General features: G+C 60.9%; 19 protein-coding genes. 17 read left to right on the top strand and 2 right to left on the bottom strand.

All coding sequences use genetic code 11. The annotated features are described in order from the left end of the window. Positions 1-170: 170 nt before the first annotated feature. The 11 genes from glpD (at position 171) to CAF87_RS00230 (ending at position 10,798) form a co-directional block, all read left to right on the top strand. Entirely contained in the window at positions 171-1,706 is a 1,536-nt protein-coding gene (glpD, locus tag CAF87_RS00280) for a glycerol-3-phosphate dehydrogenase (RefSeq protein WP_085730170.1), read from the top strand. Between the two features lie 342 nt (positions 1,707-2,048). After that, on the top strand, positions 2,049-2,975 hold the full coding sequence (locus tag CAF87_RS00275) for a glutamate/aspartate ABC transporter substrate-binding protein (RefSeq protein ID WP_085730169.1): 927 nt from the start codon (positions 2,049-2,051) through the stop codon (positions 2,973-2,975). Positions 2,976-3,167: 192 nt separating this feature from the next. After that, positions 3,168-3,914 (top strand): amino acid ABC transporter permease, encoded by a 747-nt coding sequence (locus CAF87_RS00270; RefSeq protein ID WP_085730168.1) that lies wholly within the window; start codon positions 3,168-3,170, stop codon positions 3,912-3,914. Beyond that, entirely contained in the window at positions 3,914-4,585 is a 672-nt protein-coding gene (locus CAF87_RS00265) for an ABC transporter permease subunit (RefSeq protein WP_085709476.1), read from the top strand. The genes CAF87_RS00270 and CAF87_RS00265 overlap by 1 nt, the downstream gene beginning before the upstream one ends. Next, positions 4,582-5,316: an amino acid ABC transporter ATP-binding protein gene (locus CAF87_RS00260; protein WP_085709475.1), complete on the top strand. Its 735-nt coding sequence runs from the start codon at positions 4,582-4,584 to the stop codon at positions 5,314-5,316. Before CAF87_RS00265 ends, CAF87_RS00260 begins: the two co-directional genes overlap by 4 nt. Before the next feature lie 65 nt (positions 5,317-5,381). Further along, on the top strand, positions 5,382-7,295 hold the full coding sequence (locus CAF87_RS00255; RefSeq protein WP_085730167.1) for a sensor histidine kinase: 1,914 nt from the start codon (positions 5,382-5,384) through the stop codon (positions 7,293-7,295). Further along, positions 7,292-8,620, top strand: coding sequence for a sigma-54 dependent transcriptional regulator (locus CAF87_RS00250; protein WP_085730166.1), 1,329 nt, complete (start codon positions 7,292-7,294; stop codon positions 8,618-8,620). Before CAF87_RS00255 ends, CAF87_RS00250 begins: the two co-directional genes overlap by 4 nt. Before the next feature lie 20 nt (positions 8,621-8,640). Beyond that, positions 8,641-8,970 carry a GlpM family protein gene (locus CAF87_RS00245; RefSeq protein ID WP_170929652.1) on the top strand — a complete coding sequence of 110 codons (330 nt, stop codon included), beginning with the start codon at positions 8,641-8,643 and terminating at the stop codon, positions 8,968-8,970. Between the two features lie 121 nt (positions 8,971-9,091). Continuing rightward, positions 9,092-10,012: an arginase gene (locus CAF87_RS00240; RefSeq protein ID WP_085730164.1), complete on the top strand. Its 921-nt coding sequence runs from the start codon at positions 9,092-9,094 to the stop codon at positions 10,010-10,012. Beyond that, the gene (locus tag CAF87_RS00235) at positions 10,009-10,383 is read left to right on the top strand and encodes an EamA family transporter (RefSeq protein WP_085730163.1); all 375 of its coding nucleotides are present in this window, start codon (positions 10,009-10,011) and stop codon (positions 10,381-10,383) included. Before CAF87_RS00240 ends, CAF87_RS00235 begins: the two co-directional genes overlap by 4 nt. Positions 10,384-10,414: 31 nt before the next feature. Further along, positions 10,415-10,798 carry an EamA family transporter gene (locus CAF87_RS00230; protein ID WP_085730162.1) on the top strand — a complete coding sequence of 128 codons (384 nt, stop codon included), beginning with the start codon at positions 10,415-10,417 and terminating at the stop codon, positions 10,796-10,798. 45 nt (positions 10,799-10,843) lie between these two features. Here the strand turns inward: CAF87_RS00230 and CAF87_RS00225 are convergent, their stop codons facing one another. Then, the gene (locus CAF87_RS00225; protein ID WP_085730161.1) at positions 10,844-11,710 is read right to left on the bottom strand and encodes a fatty acid desaturase; all 867 of its coding nucleotides are present in this window, start codon (positions 11,708-11,710) and stop codon (positions 10,844-10,846) included. A 67-nt stretch (positions 11,711-11,777) separates the two neighbouring features. Beyond that, positions 11,778-12,539 (bottom strand): MipA/OmpV family protein, encoded by a 762-nt coding sequence (locus CAF87_RS00220; protein ID WP_085730160.1) that lies wholly within the window; start codon positions 12,537-12,539, stop codon positions 11,778-11,780. A 218-nt stretch (positions 12,540-12,757) separates the two neighbouring features. Here CAF87_RS00220 and CAF87_RS00215 point away from each other — a divergent pair, with 218 nt between their 5' ends. Genes CAF87_RS00215 through CAF87_RS00190 form a run of 6 tightly spaced genes read left to right on the top strand, consistent with a single transcriptional unit; the run spans position 12,758 to position 20,081 of the window. Beyond that, complete coding sequence (locus tag CAF87_RS00215; protein ID WP_085730159.1) at positions 12,758-13,486, top strand: HAD-IB family phosphatase; 729 nt, start codon at positions 12,758-12,760, stop codon at positions 13,484-13,486. Next, entirely contained in the window at positions 13,479-14,873 is a 1,395-nt protein-coding gene (locus CAF87_RS00210; RefSeq protein WP_085709465.1) for an aspartate aminotransferase family protein, read from the top strand. Before CAF87_RS00215 ends, CAF87_RS00210 begins: the two co-directional genes overlap by 8 nt. Beyond that, complete coding sequence (locus CAF87_RS00205) at positions 14,870-15,751, top strand: carboxylesterase (protein ID WP_085730158.1); 882 nt, start codon at positions 14,870-14,872, stop codon at positions 15,749-15,751. Before CAF87_RS00210 ends, CAF87_RS00205 begins: the two co-directional genes overlap by 4 nt. Positions 15,752-15,793: 42 nt before the next feature. Beyond that, entirely contained in the window at positions 15,794-16,921 is a 1,128-nt protein-coding gene (locus CAF87_RS00200; protein ID WP_085730157.1) for a GNAT family N-acetyltransferase, read from the top strand. A 9-nt stretch (positions 16,922-16,930) separates the two neighbouring features. After that, the gene (locus CAF87_RS00195; protein ID WP_085730156.1) at positions 16,931-18,703 is read left to right on the top strand and encodes an ATP-binding protein; all 1,773 of its coding nucleotides are present in this window, start codon (positions 16,931-16,933) and stop codon (positions 18,701-18,703) included. Continuing rightward, a complete protein-coding gene (locus CAF87_RS00190) occupies positions 18,693-20,081 on the top strand; it encodes a sigma-54 dependent transcriptional regulator (protein WP_085730155.1) in 1,389 nt (462 codons plus the stop codon). The genes CAF87_RS00195 and CAF87_RS00190 overlap by 11 nt, the downstream gene beginning before the upstream one ends. The last annotated feature ends 37 nt before the right edge of the window (positions 20,082-20,118 follow it).

Genomic DNA, 20,118 nt, shown 5'->3' with positions numbered 1-20,118 from the left:
GGCGCCTTGTGCGCATCTGATGTTCGAATATTTTCCTTTCTCCGCCCTTCGATGAGTTTTTTCAATCGAAGTCGACTGGCTGCGCGCGTCTTTATGGGCTACCATTTTCGCAAATGAACATTAATGTTCGATTTCCAAGACAGAAAATCAAAAGAGCCCGAGGCCAGCCGATGTCCACCTCTACCTTGCGTACGCCCCCTATCTCCGAGATCTACGATATCGCCGTCATTGGCGGCGGGATCAATGGCGTGGGGATCGCAGCGGATGCCGCTGGTCGCGGCCTTTCGGTGTTCCTTTGTGAAAAGGACGACTTGGCCAGCCACACCTCGTCGGCCAGCAGCAAGCTGATCCATGGTGGTCTGCGCTACCTCGAACATTATGAATTCCGCCTGGTGCGCGAAGCCTTGGCCGAGCGCGAAGTGCTGCTGGCCAAGGCCCCGCACATCGTCAAACCTATGCGTTTCGTACTGCCGCACCGCCCGCACCTGCGTCCGGCCTGGATGATCCGTGCCGGCCTGTTCCTGTACGACAACCTCGGCAAGCGCGAAAAACTCGCAGGTTCCAAAAGCCTGAAGTTCGGCGCCGACAGTGCGCTGAAAAGCGAAATCACCAAAGGCTTCGAATATTCCGATTGCTGGGTCGATGACGCCCGCCTCGTCGTATTGAACGCCATGGCCGCCCGTGAAAAAGGCGCCCATGTGCACACCCAGACTCGTTGCGTCAGCGCTCGTCGCGCCAAAGGCCTGTGGCACCTGAACCTGGAACGCGCCGATGGCAGCCTGTTCTCGATCACCGCCAAGGCATTGGTGAACGCCGCCGGCCCGTGGGTCGCCAAGTTCATCCGCGACGACCTGAAGATGGAATCGCCGTACGGCATCCGCCTGATTCAGGGCAGCCACATCATCGTGCCGAAGCTGTACGAAGGCGATCACGCGCACATTCTGCAAAACGAAGATCAGCGCATCGTTTTCACCATTCCGTACCTGAACAACCTGACGCTGATCGGCACCACCGACCGCGAGTACACCGGCGATCCGGCCAAAGTGGCGATCACCGACGGCGAAACCGATTACCTGCTGAAAGTGGTCAACGCCCACTTCAAGAAGCAGATCAGCCGTGACGACATCCTGCACACTTACTCGGGCGTACGCCCACTGTGCAACGACGAATCCGACAACCCTTCGGCCGTGACCCGCGACTACACCCTGGCGCTGTCGGGCAGCACTGAAGAGGCCCCGTTGCTGTCGGTATTCGGCGGCAAGCTGACCACCTACCGCAAACTCGCCGAGTCGGCGATGGTGCAACTGATGCCGTTCTTCACCCAGATGCGTCCGAGCTGGACGGCCACCGCCACTCTGCCGGGCGGCGAAGACATGACCACGCCGCAGGCCTTGAGCGCGCTGATCCGCGACAAGTTCGACTTCGTGCCAAGTGAAATCGCCCGCCGCTGGGCCACCACCTACGGCAGCCGCACCTGGCGCATGCTCGAAGGCGTGGACAGCCTCGCCGACATGGGTGAACACATCGGCGGCGGTCTCTACACCCGTGAAGTCGATTACCTGTGCGCCGAAGAGTGGGCCACTACAGCCCACGACATCCTGTGGCGCCGCAGCAAGCTGGGCCTGTTCACCACCCCGGCCGAACAGGAAAAACTGGCGGCCTACCTGAACCAGGTCGAGCAGAACCGCAAGATCGAAGCGGCCTGATCGATCCGCCGGTAAAACGAAAAGCCCCTGAATCGAGAGATTCGGGGGCTTTTTGCATTCAGGCTGAAACAACTGGCTATGCATGATGTTCGGTTTTCCGAACGCGACCTGTCAATCGATTCGGATAACCGGATCAGAAACGCCGAAAAACACCATCACAAAACCTTAATAATCAAATAAATCAACAAGTTAACTTGTAGCAACTGGTCTGGCACGAGTCATGCTCTACACTCCTTCGACGAATGCCTGTTGCGCCAGCACAACAGGAGCCGTCAGGCATTCAAAGCACAAAAGGGCCCGCTCAACCGGCTCCATAAAAAAAACAATGTCGAGGAAAATTTGATGCGCATCGTTCCCCATATCCTGGGCGCAGCCATTGCTGCCGCTCTGATCAGCACACCAGTTTTCGCTGCCGAGCTCACCGGCACCCTTAAGAAGATCAACGACTCGGGCACCATCACCCTCGGGCATCGTGACAGCTCCATTCCTTTCTCCTACATCGCCGATGCTTCGGGCAAACCCGTGGGCTACTCCCACGACATTCAGGTCGCTATCGTCGAAGCCCTGAAAAAAGACCTGAACAAGCCTGACCTGAATGCCAAGTACAACCTGGTCACCTCGCAAACCCGTATCCCGCTGGTGCAGAACGGCACCGTGGATATCGAGTGCGGCTCCACCACCAACAACGCCGAACGCGCCCAGCAGGTCGACTTCACCGTCAACATCTTCGAAATCGGCACCCGCCTGCTGGTCAAGAAAGACAAGGAAGGCAAGCCGTCCTACGCTGACTTTGCCGACCTGAAAGGCAAGAACGTCGTGACCACCGCCGGCACCACCTCCGAGCGCATCATCAAGGCGATGAACGCTGACAAGCAGATGGCCATGAACGTCATCTCCGCCAAAGACCACGGCGAATCCTTCCAGATGCTGGAAAGCGGCCGCGCCGTCGCCTTCATGATGGACGACGCCCTGCTGGCCGGCGAAGAAGCCAAGGCCAAGAAGCCGGACGACTGGGTCATCACCGGTACTCCACAGTCCTTTGAAGCCTATGCGTGCATGGTTCGCAAAGACGATCCGGCCTTCAAGAAGGCTGTAGACGACGCCATCGTCGCGCTCTACAAGTCCGGAGAGATCAACAAGATCTACAGCAAATGGTTCGAAAGCCCGATCCCGCCGAAGGGCCTGAACCTGAACTTCCCGATGAGCGAAAAGGTTAAAGAGCTGATCGCCAATCCGAGCGACAAGCCTGCGCCAGACGTAAAAATCTGACACTGATCTAACCTTGTCACCTGAGGGAGCCACCCCTCCCTCGGGCGACAGTTAATACCTGCTGGTTTCAACTGGAACACTCGACCTGGTGGTTTTCGAGCCGATCGCGTGTGCCTGACGTTCAACGTCAGACGGGAAAGGATCTTCCCCAGGCGGGCACTTGTACATCGATCGAATCGAGGGGAGACCCTAATGAATTACAACTGGGACTGGGGCGTGTTCTTCAAGTCCACCGGCGTGGGCAGCGAGACCTATCTCGACTGGTTCATCGCAGGTTTAGGCTGGACCATCGCCATCGCCGTCGTGGCCTGGATCATCGCCCTGTTGCTGGGCTCGCTGCTGGGCATCATGCGCACCGTGCCGAACCGCATCGTGGCGGGCATCGCGACCTGCTACGTCGAACTGTTCCGCAACGTGCCGCTGCTGGTTCAGCTGTTCATCTGGTACTTCCTGGTACCCGACATGCTGCCGCAGAACCTGCAGGACTGGTACAAACAGGACCTGAACCCGACCACCTCGGCCTACCTGAGCGTTGTCGTGTGCCTGGGCCTGTTCACCGCCGCCCGTGTCTGCGAACAGGTTCGCACCGGTATCCAGGCGCTGCCACGTGGCCAGGAATCCGCCGCCCGCGCCATGGGTTTCAAGCTGCCGCAGATCTACTGGAACGTGCTGCTGCCCCAGGCCTACCGGATCATCATTCCGCCGCTCACCTCGGAATTTTTGAACGTGTTCAAGAACTCCTCCGTGGCCTCGCTGATCGGTCTGATGGAACTGCTGGCGCAAACCAAACAGACCGCCGAGTTCTCCGCCAACCTGTTTGAAGCCTTTACCCTGGCGACCCTGATCTATTTCACCCTGAACATGAGCCTGATGCTGCTGATGCGCATGGTCGAGAAGAAAGTCTCCGTGCCCGGCCTGATCTCCGTAGGGGGTAAATGATGGACTTCGATTTCAGTGGCATCGTCCCGGCCATTCCCGGCCTGTGGAACGGCATGCTGATGACCCTCAAGCTGATGGCGCTGGGCGTGGTCGGCGGGATCATCCTCGGTACCATCCTTGCGTTGTGCCGTCTGTCCCACAGCAAACTGCTGTCGAACCTCGCCGGCGCCTACGTGAACTATTTCCGTTCGATCCCGCTGCTGCTGGTGATCACCTGGTTCTACCTGGCAGTGCCCTTCGTGCTGCGCTGGATCACCGGCGAAGACACGCCGATCGGCGCGTTCACCTCGTGCATCGTGGCCTTCATGATGTTCGAAGCGGCGTACTTCTGCGAAATCGTCCGTGCCGGCGTGCAGTCGATTCCGAAAGGACAGATGGGTGCCGCCCAGGCACTGGGCATGACCTACGGCCAGATGATGCGCCTGATCATCCTGCCCCAGGCGTTTCGCAAGATGACCCCGCTGCTGCTGCAGCAGAGCATCATCCTGTTCCAGGACACCTCGCTGGTCTACACCGTGGGCCTGGTGGACTTCCTCAACTCCGCCCGCTCCAGCGGCGACATCATCGGACGCTCCAATGAGTTCCTGATCTTTGCCGGTGTCGTCTACTTCATCATCAGCTTTGCCGCCTCGCAGCTGGTCAAGCGTCTGCAAAAAAGGTTCGCCGTATGATCTCTATCAAGAACATCAACAAGTGGTATGGGGACTTCCAGGTGCTGACCGATTGCAGCACCGAGGTCAAAAAGGGTGAAGTGATCGTGGTCTGCGGTCCGTCCGGTTCGGGCAAGTCGACGCTGATCAAGTGCGTCAACGCACTGGAGCCGTTCCAGAAAGGCGATATCGTGGTCGACGGCACGTCGATTGCCGATCCGAAGACCAACCTGCCGAAACTGCGCTCGCGCGTCGGCATGGTGTTCCAGCATTTCGAACTGTTCCCGCACCTGACCATCACCGAAAACCTGACCATTGCGCAGATCAAGGTACTGGGCCGCAGCAAGGAAGAAGCGACCAAAAAAGGCCTGCAACTGCTTGATCGTGTCGGCCTGTCGGCTCACGCCCACAAGCACCCCGGCCAACTGTCCGGCGGTCAGCAACAGCGCGTAGCGATCGCCCGTGCGCTGGCAATGGACCCGATCGTCATGCTGTTCGATGAACCCACCTCGGCGCTGGACCCGGAAATGGTCAACGAAGTGCTCGACGTGATGGTGCAACTGGCCCACGAAGGCATGACCATGATGTGCGTGACCCACGAAATGGGCTTCGCCCGCAAAGTGGCTGACCGCGTGATCTTCATGGATGCCGGCAAGATCATCGAAGACTGCAAGAAGGAAGAGTTCTTCGGCGACATCAGCCAGCGCTCCGAACGCGCGCAGCATTTCCTCGAGAAAATCCTGCAGCACTAAAAAACTGCCGGACTCCCCGACAGCAACTGTCGGGGAATCCGGGTGGTTGACCCAAGGCATCTGTGATGAAATGCGACCCCAATCTCTATCGCGCAACCACGCCATCACTTGCCGTGAAACCCCGTCTGATCCGCCATTTGTTCTTGCCGCCGCTGGTCATCATCCTGATGATCGGACTGGGTTACGCCGGCTTCTGGATCAGTGAACGCTTCGGCATTCGCAGCCTCAGCGAAAACGGCCAGCGCCAGCTCGAACTGAACGCCCGCGCCGTTGAAAGCGAAATCAGCAAATACACCTACCTGCCCAGCCTGCTGGAACTCGAATCGAGTGTTTCACAGTTGCTCGGCGACCCGACCCCGGAACACCGGCAAACGGTCAACGATTATCTGGAAGGCTTGAACCGGCGCAGCCGCAGTCGGGCCATCTACGTCATGGACACCACCGGTCGTGTCATGGCCACCAGCAACTGGCGCGATGTCGACAGTTATCTCGGCGAAGACCTGTCCTTCCGCGCCTACTTCCAGAAAGCCGTGCGTGGCGAACCCGGACGCTTCTACGGGATCGGCAGCACCAACGGCGAACCGGGCTATTACCTGGCCCACGGCCTGGAAGAGCACGGCAAGATCATCGGCGTCGCGGTGGTCAAGGTGCGCATGGAGGCCATGGAAGAGCGCTGGCAACGGGCGCGCCTGGAAGCCTTCGTCAGTGACGAGAACGGCATCATCATCCTCTCCAGCGATCCGGCCCGTCGCCTCAAGTCCGTGGTGCCGCTGAGTGACGAGACCAAGGAAAAACTTGCCCGCAGCCTGCAATACTACTGGTTCCCGCTCAACGAATTGCAACCGCTGGCCCGGGAAACCCTGGCCGAAGGCGTGGAAAAACTCACGTTCCCGGCCAACAGCGAAGTCCTGCCGCAACAGGACCGCGACGAAGAGAACATCAGTTACCTGGCGCAGACCCGGCCATTGAGTGACACGCCGTGGAATTTCACCCTGCTCACGCCGTTGCAGGACCTGCGGCGCGAAGCGATCAATCAGGGGATTCTGGTGGCGGTCGCTTTTGCACTGGTGGCGTTCCTGCTGATTGCCTGGAACGAGCGCCGCAAGGTCATCGCCACCCGACTCGCCGCCCGGGAAGCCCTGCAGGAAGCCAACAATCAGCTGGAGCGTCGGATTACCGAACGCACCGCCGACCTGCGCGCCAGCAATGACCGGCTCAAGAGTCAGATCCGCGAACGCCGTCAGGCCGAAGAGACACTGCGCCGCGCTCAGGACGAATTGGTGCAGGCGGGCAAGCTCGCAGCCATCGGCCAGATGTCCACCAGCATCGCCCACGAACTGAACCAGCCATTGGCAGCGATGCGCACCTTGTCCGGCAATACGATTCGCTTTCTGGAACGAGGTCAGCTCGACGTCGCCAGCACCAACCTGAAAACCATCAACGACCTGATCGACCGCATGGGCCGGATCACCGCCAGCCTGCGCTCGTTCGCCCGGCGCGGCGACGACAAGGGTCGAGCCAGCCTCGGCAAGGCGGTGGATGCCGCACTGCAAGTGCTCGGCGCTCGGGTCGAGCAAGCATCCCTACAAGTGCATCGTCAGTTCATTGATGTGCAGGTGCAGATCGACCAGACGCGACTGGAGCAGATTCTGGTCAACCTGATCGGCAACGCCCTCGACGCCATGCAGGCACAACCGTTGCCGGAGCTGTGGCTGGAAGGCGAAGAATTCGACGGCAAATATCGCCTGCGGGTGCGCGACAACGGCCACGGTATCGACGCCGAAGCGCGCAAGCATCTGTTCGAACCGTTCTTCACCACCAAACCCGGCGAACAGGGCCTTGGCCTCGGCCTGACCCTTTCGGCCAGCCTGGCAGCCGCCACCGGCGGACATCTGGGTGTCGAGCACCCGGCCAGCGGTGGTACCACCTTCGTCCTCAGTTTACCGTTGGTAAGCCCTACTCCTGCCGAGCCAATATGAACAACGACCTTAGTGTGCTGATCGTCGAAGACGATCCCCATGTGCTGCTCGGCTGCCAGCAGGCGCTGACCCTGGAAGACATCCCCTGCATCGGCGTCGGCAGTGCCGAAGAAGCGCTGGACCGGGTCGGCGACAATTTCGCCGGCATTGTCATCAGTGACATCCGCCTGCCCGGCATCGATGGCCTGGAGCTGCTGACCCGCCTCAAGCAACGGGACCGCAGCCTGCCGGTGGTGCTGATCACCGGTCACGGCGACATTTCCATGGCGGTCGGCGCGATGCAGAAAGGTGCCTACGACTTCATGGAAAAACCGTTCTCCCCGGAACGGCTGGTGGATGTGGCCCGGCGTGCGCTGGAGCAACGCAGCCTCGCTCGTGAGGTCTCGTCCCTGCGCCGGCAACTGGCCGAGCGTGATTCCCTTGAAGGACGGATCATCGGTCGCTCGCCAGCGATGCAGAACCTGCGTGAACTGATCGCCAACGTTGCCGACACTTCGGCCAATGTATTGATCGAAGGCGAGACCGGCACCGGCAAGGAACTGGTCGCACGTTGCCTGCATGACTTCAGCCGCCGCCACACCAAGCAATTCGTCGCGCTGAACTGCGGTGGCCTGCCGGAAAACCTGTTCGAAAGCGAAATCTTCGGCCATGAGGCCAACGCCTTCACCGGCGCCGGCAAGCGGCGCATCGGCAAGATCGAACACGCCGACGGCGGCACGCTGTTCCTCGATGAAGTGGAAAGCATGCCGCTGCCGTTGCAGATCAAACTGCTGCGGGTGTTGCAGGAACGCACCCTCGAACGCCTCGGTTCGAACCAGAGCGTGGCGGTGGATTGCCGGGTGATCGCGGCGACCAAGTCCGACCTCGACGAATCGAGCAAGGCCGGCGAGTTTCGCAGCGACTTGTACTACCGCCTCAACGTGGTGACGCTGGAATTGCCGCCTCTGCGTGAGCGTCGCGAAGACATCCTGCAACTGTTCGAACACTTCACCCAGCAATCGGCCCTGCGCTTCGACCGCGCACTGCCGGAGCTGGACAACCAGACCCTGTCCAGCCTGATGAGCCACGACTGGCCGGGCAACGTGCGCGAATTGCGCAACGTCGCCGAACGCTTCGCCCTCGGTTTGCCCGCGTTCAAGAAGTCTGGTGCCGGCAGTGGCGGTCAGGGCCTGGCGTTCGCCGAAGCGGTGGAAGCCTTCGAACGCAATCTGCTCAGCGATGCCTTGCAACGCAGCGGCGGCAACCTGACCCAGGCCAGTCTGGAACTGGGCATGGCCAAGACCACGCTGTTCGACAAAGTGAAAAAATACGGTCTGAGCCATTAAGCGAGAACGATGTGGATCTGATTTTCAAAGCCTTTCTCGGTGCGGCGGTGGTGGTGATCCTCGCCATGCTGGCCAAGACCAAAAACTATTACATCGCCGGTCTGGTGCCGCTGTTTCCGACCTTCGCCCTGATCGCCCACTACATCGTCGGCAAGGGCCGTTCGGTCGAAGACCTGAAGACCACCATCGTGTTTGGCATGTGGTCAATCATTCCCTACTTCGTTTATCTGGCGACGCTGTATGTGATGGTCGACCGGATGCGCCTCGAAGCTTCGCTGGCCGTCGCGGCTGTCGCGTGGCTGATAGCGGCGACGGTGCTGGTCAGCGTCTGGGTCCGCCTGCACGCCTGAGCTGCCGTGCGGGAGAGGGGCTGGCCCGTCCCTTGCATTTACCCCCGAAAGCCCGCCCGGCCGGCGCTCATGTTCGATGAGGCCGGTGTCTGGGAGGGTCTGCCAAGGGTGAATTGCGACCTTGAATATTTTAGATCTCGACCACAGCCTGACCGCTCAGGCGTCCATCGCGCGGCTGCTCGACAGCGGCCGCGCCCGGCGCCTGGACCTGCTCGACCTGGGCCCGAAACTGCGGCTCTGGTCCAGCGAACGCACCTTCCGTCGCTTTGCCGAACGCCTGCGTGAGCGGCCCCGGCACAGCGGCCCTGCGCCGGAAATCTTCTTCGTCGGCTCCGGCGACTATCACCATCTGACCCCGGCCTTTCTGACTGACTTGCCGGAGCCAGTGAGCCTGATCCACTTCGACAATCATCCCGACTGGGTTCACTTTGCCCCCCGTCGCCACTGCGGCTCGTGGGTAAATCAGGCGCTGAAACTGCCGAACATCGAACGCATCGTCACCCTCGGGCCGTGCAGCGATGACCTGCAAAATCCGCAGATCAAGGGTGGCAATCTCGGCGCCCTCAAACGCGGGGTGTTGCAGCTGTTCCCCTGGCAGCATCCGCCGTCGAAAGTCTGGGGGCGGGTGGGTGACGGCGTCGGCCATCAGCAACAGGAAAACCTGCTGCACTGGAACAACCTGGCCGATCAGGACTGGTCGGCGTTTCTCGAGCGGATGATCGCCAGCCTTCCGACCCAAGCCGTGTGGATCACCATCGACAAGGACGTGCTGGCCAGCGAAGACGCCGCGACCAATTGGGATCAGGGCCAGATGCGCCTGAGCCATTTGCTTCAGGCCATCCGCAGCCTCGCCGCCAGCAAGCGCGTGATCGGCATCGACATCTGCGGCGAGTTCGCCCGCCCGGCCTTCAGCAACGCGTTCAAACGCTGGGAAGCCAAGTCCGACCAGCCCCCGGCCGAGCGCTGGAGCGAAACCGATCTGCTGCGCAACTCGGCGACCAATCAGGCGCTGATCGAGTTGTTCGAGGAGCTGTTCCCATGACCTTGACCGTTATTCTGCTGGTGGCGTTTTCCATTGTGCTCGACGTGATCGGCCAGCTCTGTTTCAAACTCGGCCTGGACCGCTTGCCTGAGCTTGAGGGCGGTTTTCGGCTGGGGGCGTTCTGGGGCCAGGTGTTCAATGCACCGCTGTTGTGGTGCGGGATCGGCGCCTACGTGATCGAGTTTTTCGTCTGGCTCGAAGCCTTGTCCCGGGCGCCGCTGAGCCTGTTGTTCCCCGCCGCCGCACTGGCCTATTGCGGCGTGGTGCTGGCCGGCAAGCTGTTCCTTGGCGAAACCGTCAGCCGCCGTCGCTGGATGGGCACTCTGGTGATTACGGCGGGCGTGATGCTTGTGTGTGTCGGCCATGCCTGATTCTCAACTGATACTCAAAAGGAATAGCTCGATGGATTGGCTGCACGGCCGCCTCGGCACCGTGGTGCTCTGGGCGTTGCTGATCATTCTGGAAAGTGGCGGGCAGATCGCGACCAAGGTCGGTGGTGATCAACTGGGGCAAATGGACTTCACCCTGCAATGGCTGCTCAGCGTCGCCCAGGCACCGGGCGTGCTGGTGGCGATTGCCTGCTACATCGGCGCGTTCTTTGTCTGGATGCTGATTTTGCGGCGCAGCAGCCTGTCGCTGGCATTTCCGCTCAGTTCGCTGGTATTTGTCGGGGTGTTGCTGGGGTCGTGGCTGGGCCTTGGTGAACAGATCAGCCTGCTGCACTGGGTGGGCGTGGCCGTGATCATGGCCGGCATTGCGCTACTGGCCGAGGGCGAGGAAAACTGAGGTGAACGGTCGTGGGAGCCTGCCGGCTCCCACATTTCTTACGGTTCAATCCTTGCGATGCGCCACCAGAAATCCGAGGCCATGGGCCACCGGAATGTCCTTCACCCCCGCCTCCCGCTGCTGCCCGGCGATCTCCCGGTGAAACGCCTTGACCCGGGTCCAGTGCATTTTCGGCCGGTAGTGATGCTCGGCGTGGTAGCCGTTGTTCATCCATAGCAGGTTGTAGAGCGGGCTGTAGGCGCTGACGCCCCAGGCGATGGGCGAATCCGGGTTGCCGCCGAAATGCTCGTAGTAACCGTTGAGCGACGACAGCGCCTGCCCCAGATACCAGAACGGCAGCAACACCAGCACCGCCCGCCAGTCACAGATCGCCAGCCCCAGATAGAACGCCACTGTCACACCGATCTCCACCTTGACCCAGTGCGCATCGGCGGGACGTTTACGCTGCATCTCGTCGTAGATCGGCTTGGGGTCGTCGCGAAAAAAACTCAGGAAGGTGTAGGCCCATGGATTCTCGGGCTGACCGTCCTTGCCGCGCTGATAGATCGACAACGGATCGATGGTCTTGCCATCCGCCCCCGGCCGGTCCGAATTGCCCCGGTGATGACGATTGTGGATATCGCGATAGAGGGTCTGGGAAAAACCGATGGTCACCGACAGCAGTAGATCAAAGGCGCGGTTGAGCCACGCCGGTGTGAAGTAGGCGTTGTGGATCTGATTGTGGGAAATGCTGTTGATGCTCCATGACAGGCTCACCGCGTAAACCAGCGCCAGCGGCAACAACGCCCACCAGGACAATTCATGAAAGGCCAGGACCAGCCACACCACAAAGGCGAAATGGGCCATTCCGAGGGCGATGGGAATCAGGTCCCACAGCGAGTGGGCCAGCAGACGATAAACAGGGCGAGCCATGAAGAACATCCTGAAACAATGGGTTCGTCACGGCTGTCTGCAAAGGCCAGACCAGTTCCCGCCGGGGTCACTTGAATTTATAGGCGATCGCTATCTGCACCTCGCCCTGATTGGTATCGCCGACGCTTTTGACGATGCTGCTGTCAGCTGCCGAGTTCGTCAGGTGAATCCAGCTGGCGCTGGTCACCAGCGACCATTGCGGCCCAAGCGGGAACTCGAAACTCTGGGTCAGCGCAATGTTCTGCAGGCCACCGCCAGCGTTGTAGGCGCGGATGCCGGACGCCAGGGCTTCCTTGTCGCTGACACCGAAGAAGGTGTTGTTCTGCCGCGCGTTGGCGAAATGCGCGGTCAGATTGCTGCTGCCAATCACGCCGCCGCCCAGTGGATAACCGATCTCGCCACCGACCCGACCGAGCACGCCGCCCTGCCCGCCATTACCGCCGATGGCCTGGCCAACGGAGGCGAACACCCGCCAGAAGTCGGCCGGGGCGTACTGCACGAAACCACCGGCCTCGGCCATGTCGGGCACATCGCGCAAGCCGCGCAGTTCGCCGTTGGACGTGCGGCCCGGCAGGTAATTCACATAGGGGCCGGCGCTGAAACCGTTGGCCTTCAAGGCGCTCCAGGTCAGGCCATCGTCGGTACTGAGGCTGACATCGCCCCAGTCCAGATCGAGATACGGTATCGGCCGGGTTTCATAACGGCTGCCACTCGGGTCGTGAGGCTGATAACCCAGGCCCACGCCCGCCTCCCCGGTAATCCCTTGCGCCATTGCGCCTGCTGAAAAAACGCTCAGCGCCGCGAGTAAAAACAGTGTCTTCCTCTTCATGAGGCCATTCCTTTCATTGAACATGCGCGCATCAATCCCCGGATGCCACCCACCGCGCAAGCACTCATGTTGTTTGTAGCAAGCTACAAAAATTGTAGCTTCGAATTGCCAAAGCACCTCATCGGCCCCGTCGGCAAGGGGTTCCCGGCACTTGGCACAGTCCCTGCTCTACCCCTCGGCAAGCGCACACAGCGCGCTCTGACCAATAGGTAATGCAGATGATTGACTGGCATATCGTGTGTGACTTCGACGGGACCATCACCCGCACCGACGTGATCGACAGCATCCTCGAACGCTTCGCCGACTCGAGTTGGGAAACGATCGAAAACCAGTGGCTGGCCGGTGAAATCGGTTCCCGTGAATGCCTCAGCCGCCAGCTCTCGCTGGTCAAGGCCACGCCCGGCCAATTGCTGGAATTCTTCGACAGCATCGAGATCGATCCGGACTTCCCCGACTTCGTCGACCACGCCATCGGCCTGGGCGCTTCGTTCGAAGTGGTCAGCGACGGCATCGAGCAAGGCATCGCGCGGATCCTGTCGCGCAACTACGTGACCCTGCTGCCGATCCTCGCCAACCGCCTGCGACAGCTCGATCACGAAAGCTGGCGCATCGACTTCCCGCATTCCAGCGACGCCTGCCGCGCGGCCTCCGGCAACTGCAAATGCAAATCCACGCCCGGCAACAAACGGGTGCTGGTGATCGGTGATGGCCAGTCCGACATGTGCGTGTCGTCCACCGCCGACTTCGTCTTCGCCAAGGGTCGCCTCGCCGAGTACTGCGAGCGTAACGCGATCCCTTACGCCCGCTTCGACAGCTTCGCCGAACTCCCGGCGCTGTTGGCCCTGCTGCCAAAGGCCAGCGCCGCCAACGCCACCGTTTTCAATGCCGAAGCTTTCAACTCGGAAACTTTCAATACAGAAACCCAGGAACTCTTCCACCATGTCTGATATTCGAATCGCTACCCAGGAAGACCAGATCCTTCTGGAAAAAGAAGCCAAGTACTGCTCCTACGGCGACACCGTTCACTACATCGAGCCGCCGCGCATTTTCAGCCGCTGCGAAGGCTCCTACGTCTGGGACACCGAAGACCAGGCTTACCTCGACCTGCAAATGTGGTACTCGGCGGTCAACTTCGGTTACGCCAACCCGCGCCTGAACAACGCGCTGAAACAGCAGATCGACACCCTGCCGCAGATCGCCAGCCAATATCTGCACAAAGGCAAGATCGAGCTGTCGGAAATGATCGCCGTGGACGCCAAGAAGAAGTTCGGCCTCGATGGTCGCGTGCACTTCAACGTCGGCGGTTCGCAGTCCATCGAGGACTCGCTGAAAGTCGTGCGTAACGCCAGCAACGGCAAGAGCCTGATGTTCGCCTTCGAAGGCGGTTACCACGGTCGCACCCTCGGCGCCTCGTCGATCACTTCCAGCTACCGCTATCGTCGCCGCTACGGCCACTTCGGCGAGCGCGCCAACTTCATCCCGTTCCCGTACCACTTCCGTGGCCCGAAAGGCATGACCAAGGAAGAATACGGCAGCCACTGCGTGCAGCAGTTCGCCCGTCTGTTCGAGACTGAATACAACGGTGTCTGGGATCCGAAGGTCGGCGCCAGTGAATACGCCGCGTTCTACGTCGAGCCGATCCAGGGCACCGGCGGCTACGTGATTCCGCCGATGAACTTCTACAGCGAACTCAAGCATGTGCTGGACCAGCACGGCATCCTGATGGTGGTCGACGAAATCCAGATGGGCTTCTATCGCACCGGCAAGCTGTGGTCGATCGAACACTTCGACGTCAAACCGGACGTGATCGTCTTCGGCAAGGCACTGACCAACGGCCTCAACCCGCTGGGCGGCATCTGGGCCAAGGAAGAACTGATCAACCCGAAAGTCTTCCCGCCAGGTTCGACCCACTCCACCTTCGCCTCCAACCCGCTGGGCACCGCCGTGGGCCTGGAAATGTTCAAGATGACCAGCGAAGTCGACTACGGCGCGATGGTCATGGCCAAGGGCAAATACTTCCTCGAAGGCCTGCAGGACCTGCAGAAACGCTACCCGATCATCGGCGACGTCGATGGCCTGGGCCTGGCCCTGCGCTGCGAAATCTGCGCCCCGGACGGCTTCACCCCGGACAAGGCCACCCTGGACTTCATGGTCGAGGAAGGCATGAAAGGCGACATCGAGATCGACGGCCGCAAACTGGGCCTGATCCTCGACGTGGGCGGTTACTACAAGAACGTGATCACCCTCGCGCCGTCGCTGGAAATCAGCTACCCGGAAATCGACCTGGGCATCGCCCTGCTCGACCGTCTGCTGGCCCGGGCGATGAAACGATGAACGCGGCCGGGATCGATCTGGGCGAAGGCGACGCCGGTTTCGTTCTCGGCACAGGGGAGGTCGCGGTGTTGTTGATCCACGGCCTCACCGGCACCCCGACGGAGTTGCGTCGGGTCGCCGTGGGACTGGCCAAGGCCGGTTGCACGGTGTACGTGCCGACTCTGGCCGGGCACTGCGGCGGCAATGCCGACCTGCAGGCCACCGGCTGGCGCGACTGGTACGAAGGCGTGCGCAAGACCTTCGTCGGCATTCGTCGTCAGCACAGCAAGGTATTCGTCGGTGGTCTGTCGATGGGTGCGGTGATGTCGATGTACGTGGCGTCCGAGCATCCGGGCCAGGTGGCCGGGCTGCTGATGTATTCCACGACTTTGAAGTACGACGGCTGGAGCATCAACAAACTGGCGTTTCTCACGCCGTTGCTGATGAAAATCCCGTTTGGCGTGCACATCTGCAAGTTCGAAGAGAAACCGCCCTACGGCATCAAGAACGAGCGCCTGCGGGCCATCGTCGAACGACAGATGAAGGAAGGCCACAGCAGTGAGGCCGGCCTGTTGACCATGGAAGGCGTGACCGTGCGCGAATTGCACCGGATGAACGCCGTGGTGCGCAAGCGCATGCCTTCGATCACCGTCCCGGCACTGGTGCTGCATTCCATCGAGGACGACATCACCAGCCGCTGGAACGCCGACTACGTGGAACGCAAGCTCGGTGGCGAAGTGGTGAAGATCCTGCTGGACGACTGCTATCACATGATCACCGTCGACCTGCAGTACCGACGCGTCGTGGAACTGAGTGTGCAGTTCATCCAAAACCACCGCACCGACCTGCCGCTCACCGCGCCCTCCCTGCCGGCCGAGGAATACCGGCAACGGGCGTGAGTCGACTGCAAAACGATATGCCTTGCCGGTTAAGGAAACGACGTGATCACGGCCCAAGCCTTTTCAACCATCGAAGCGATTGATCGCGACGCGTGGAATGCCTGCTTTCCCGAGGAGCTCGAAGACTGGGCCTACTATCGCGCCGTTGAACAGGCCGGCATCGACGGCTTTCACTGGCGCTATCTGGCGCTGTTTGAAGACGACCGCCTGATTGCGGCGGTCGTGGCCTTCACCACGGCTTATTCGCTCGACACCACCCTGCAGGGCACCGTCAAAGGCTTCAGCCAATGGCTGCGCAGTTGTTGGCCGGGACTGTTCGACATTCGCCTGTACGCCCTCGGCTCACCGGTGGCGGAGCAGTGTCACGTCGGCACCCTCCCGACTATCGATCCGGCACATTTGCCGTCACTGTTCGCACGCCTGCTGAAACTGGCTCGTGAGGATGCGGACCAGGCCGGGGTCGGCCTGCTGGCCGTCAAGGATGCTTCCCATCGCAACCCGCAATGGTTGCAGGCCTGCCGCGAGGCCGGTTTGCAAAGCATGCCGGGATTGCCCGGTGCCGAGCTGCCGATCAAATTCGCTTCGGTTGACGCCTACCTCGGCACCCTGGGGAAATCTACCCGCAAGGACTTGCGCCGGACCCTGCGCGGTGCAGGACCGCGAATCGAATGGCGACGTTCGGTGGACGACCTGCTGCCGACCATGATGCGGCTTTACGAAGCGACACTGGCGCGCAGCGACCTGACCTTCGAATGCCTGCCGGCCGCGTACTTTCGCCAGGTGCTGGAACACCTCGACGAGCGGGCCGCCTGCGTTTTGTATTGGGTTGATGATGAGCTGGTGGCGTTCAATCTGGTGCTGCTGGACGAACAGCGGCTGGTGGATAAATTCTTCGCCCACGATCTGGCCAGGACCCGCGAGCACAAACTGTACATGCGCAGCTGGCTGGCCAATGTCGGCTACTGTATTGAACACCGCATCCCGATCTACGCGTGCGGCCAGGCCGGTTATGCCAGTAAGCTGCGCCTGGGTTGCTCGTTCATCGGCAACACTGTGTTTTTCCGCCACCGCCATCCCGTGCTCAATCAACTGCTGCGGCTGGTGAAGATTTTCATCCGCCCGGACCGCACCGATCCGGCCATGGCGACTGCGATAAGCGAACAACAATAAGCGAGCATGATGAGCAAATACCGACGCGCCACCGCCCGACCCTTCGCCCTCTCCGGCTGGAGCCTGCAACGCAAACTGGTGCTGGCGTTCTGGCTGGTCAGCGTGATTCCGACCATGATCGCCGCGGAACTGGCGGCCACCACCCTGTCGCAGATTTTCGACAGCAACGTGCGGATCTGGCTGCAGGAATCGACCAAGATCGTCGAGGACGAGATCCGAGAAATCGTGCGTGACAATGCCCGCGCCGCGCAGTTGTTCCTGCGCTACACCCGTCCGCCTACCGACCGGCATTCAACCCGGCGCGACAAGCTCACCGCCGACATTGCTGACTCCATGGGCATCGACGTGGTCGCGCTGGTGCACAACAGCGATCACAAAGTGGTGTTCAGCACCGCCGCCGATGACATCGTGCGGCAAATCAGCCTGGCACCCAAAGCCGTGTTGCAGACCCTGCAGGTCGGCGGCGTGGCAACCGGTGCAGTGGTGTCGACTTTCGAGACCGATCAGGAAGGTACCGAGTACAAACTGATCGTCGTGACCTACCTCGACAACAGCTTCCTGACCAGTGTGGCCGACGTGCACTCGCTGGACTTGCGCCTGTATCTGGCGAAGGAAAATGACTTCTCGGAAATATTCTCCACTCAGCGTTTCGAAGATCACCCGACAGTCGTGCCGGAGAACATCGAGCAGCAACTGCGCCGCACCAAGCAACCGATCGAGCAGTCGACCAGTCGCTACAGCGGCATCTACCGTCCGATTCTCGACGAAAGCGGCGAACTGCAAGGCGTCGTCTTCAGCGGTCTGTTACGCCACACCACTCTGGTCGGGCTGGTCAATCAGAGCAATTTGTTCATCCTGATTTTCATCCTGAGTTCGGCGGCGTCGCTGGCCGTCGGCTGGCTGGTTTCGCAGCGCCTGACCCAGCCGCTGCGTGGTCTGGCCAAAGGCGTGCAAGCGGTGATCGCAGGGGATTACCGTCAGCGCCTGCCGGTCACCGGTGGCGATGAGCTGGCGGAGCTGAGCAGCATCTTCAACCACATGAGCGAACGCCTCGGCGAGTTACAGCATCTGGAATCGCAGCTGCGACGCCGGGATCGCTTGCATGCGCTGGGTGAAGTCGCGATGGGCCTGGCCCATGAAATCCGCAACCCGCTGGGCATCATCAAGACCGCCACGCAATTGCTGCACCGGCGCGCCGACCTGCCGGAGACCGACAAGCGTCATCTGGAATACGTGGTCAGTGAAGTCAGCCGCATCAATGACCTGATCACCGAATTTCTCGACTTTGCCAAACCCAGTGCACCGCTGCGCTCGACCCAGCTGGCACGGCCGCTGGTGGATGAACTGGTGGGCTTCTGCGCTCCGGAACTGGCCAGCCACAAGATCGATGTGCAGATCGACGATCGCGCGCCGGGTGCTACCCTGTACGCCGATGCACGGCAACTCAAGCAGGCGGCCCTGAACCTGATCGTCAACGCCATCGATGCCATGCCCGACGGCGGTCGCCTGACCCTGGGCATTCGTCGCGACGAGCACAATACGGTCATCAGCATCAGCGACACTGGCCAGGGCATCGAAGCGGATATGCTCGAACGGATCTTCACACCCTTCGTCACCACCAAAGCCTCCGGCACCGGACTCGGCCTGGCCAAGGTATTCTCGATCATGGAAAACCATGACGGGCGCGTCGAATGCGTCAGTGAAAAAGATGCCGGGGCCACCTTCAGCCTTTACATCCCGGCCAACGGTGAAGATGACGACGAGGACAGCGATGACGCATAACGTACTGGTGGTGGACGATGAGCCCAAGCTCTGCGACCTGCTGGCATCGGCCTTGAGTCAGAACGACATTGTGGTGTTTACCGCAGGCAACGGCCTGCACGCACTCAAGGTGCTGGAGTCCGAGGACATCGATCTGGTGATCAGCGACTGGCGCATGCCGGGCATGGACGGTCCGCAACTGCTGGCGGAAATCAAGAACCGCTACCCGCAGTTGCCGGTGATCGTCATGACCGCTTACAGCACAGTGAAAAATGCCGTGCAGTCGATGCGCAACGGCGCCTTCGACTACATCGCCAAACCTTTCGACATCGATGAGCTGGACATCACCGTCAGCAAGGCCCTGCAATTTCGCGACATCCTCAAAGACAACCTGCGCATGCGCGCCGAACTCGACGAACACCAGCAGATTGACAGTCTGGTGGGCGACAGCCCGAGCTTTCGCCGGGTCTTGAGCGCAATCGATTCGGTGCGCGAAAGCAACGCCACCATTCTGCTGACCGGCGAAAGCGGCACCGGCAAGGAAATGGTCGCCCGGGCCATCCACAAGCACGGCAACCGTGCCGACAAGCCGTTTGTCGCGGTCAACTGCGCGGCGATCCCGGAAGGGCTGCTGGAAAGTGAAATGTTCGGCCACCGCAAAGGCGCGTTCACCGGTGCAGTGGCGGACCGGGTCGGGCGTTTCCAGCAGGCGGACAAAGGCACGCTGTTTCTCGATGAAATCGGCGAGATGCCTTTGGCGCTGCAGGCGAAAATTCTCCGCGCCTTGCAGGAACGCATCATCGAACCGGTGGGCGATCCACGCGAGCGCAAGGTCGATGTACGGGTCATCGCCGCGACCAACAAGAACCTGCTGGATGCGGTGGCCAACAAGGAGTTTCGCGAAGACCTGTATTACCGCCTCAATGTGTTCCCTATTCCGTTGCCGGCCTTGCGGGAGCGGGTCGAAGACATCGCGCCGCTCGCCCGGCATTTCGCCCATACCCTGGGCGCTGCGGCGGGCAAGCGCTTCAGCGGTTTCAGTGCCGAGGCGTTGCAGGCGATGGCCCGTTATTCGTGGCCGGGAAACATTCGTGAACTGCAGAACTGCGTCGAGCGCGCGACCATCGTGGCGTCCGGCGCGCAGATTGAAGAGCAGGACCTGCCGGCCTATCTGTTCGCCTCACAGCCGACCCAGCCGGGAGCGCTGGTCGCCGAAGGCAGCGTGCCGGCGGACCTGGAAGCGGCGCTGGCAGAAGTGGAAAAAGCCTACATCCTCGCCGCGCTGGCCCAGAGCAACGGAGTGCAGGCTGCGGCGGCGCAACTGATCGGGATTTCCGAGCGCAGCTTCTGGTATCGCCTGAAGAAACTGGGGATTCACGTCGACAAGATCGTCCGCTGATCCGGGTTCCCGGGCATTGCCCGGGAACCTCAGGGCC

It is taken from the genome of Pseudomonas sp. R38(2017) (genome assembly GCF_002112395.1).
Lineage (GTDB): Bacteria > Pseudomonadota > Gammaproteobacteria > Pseudomonadales > Pseudomonadaceae > Aquipseudomonas.
The sequence above is the reverse complement of the archived record's forward strand: the minus strand, read 5'-3'. Positions and strand labels throughout refer to the sequence as shown.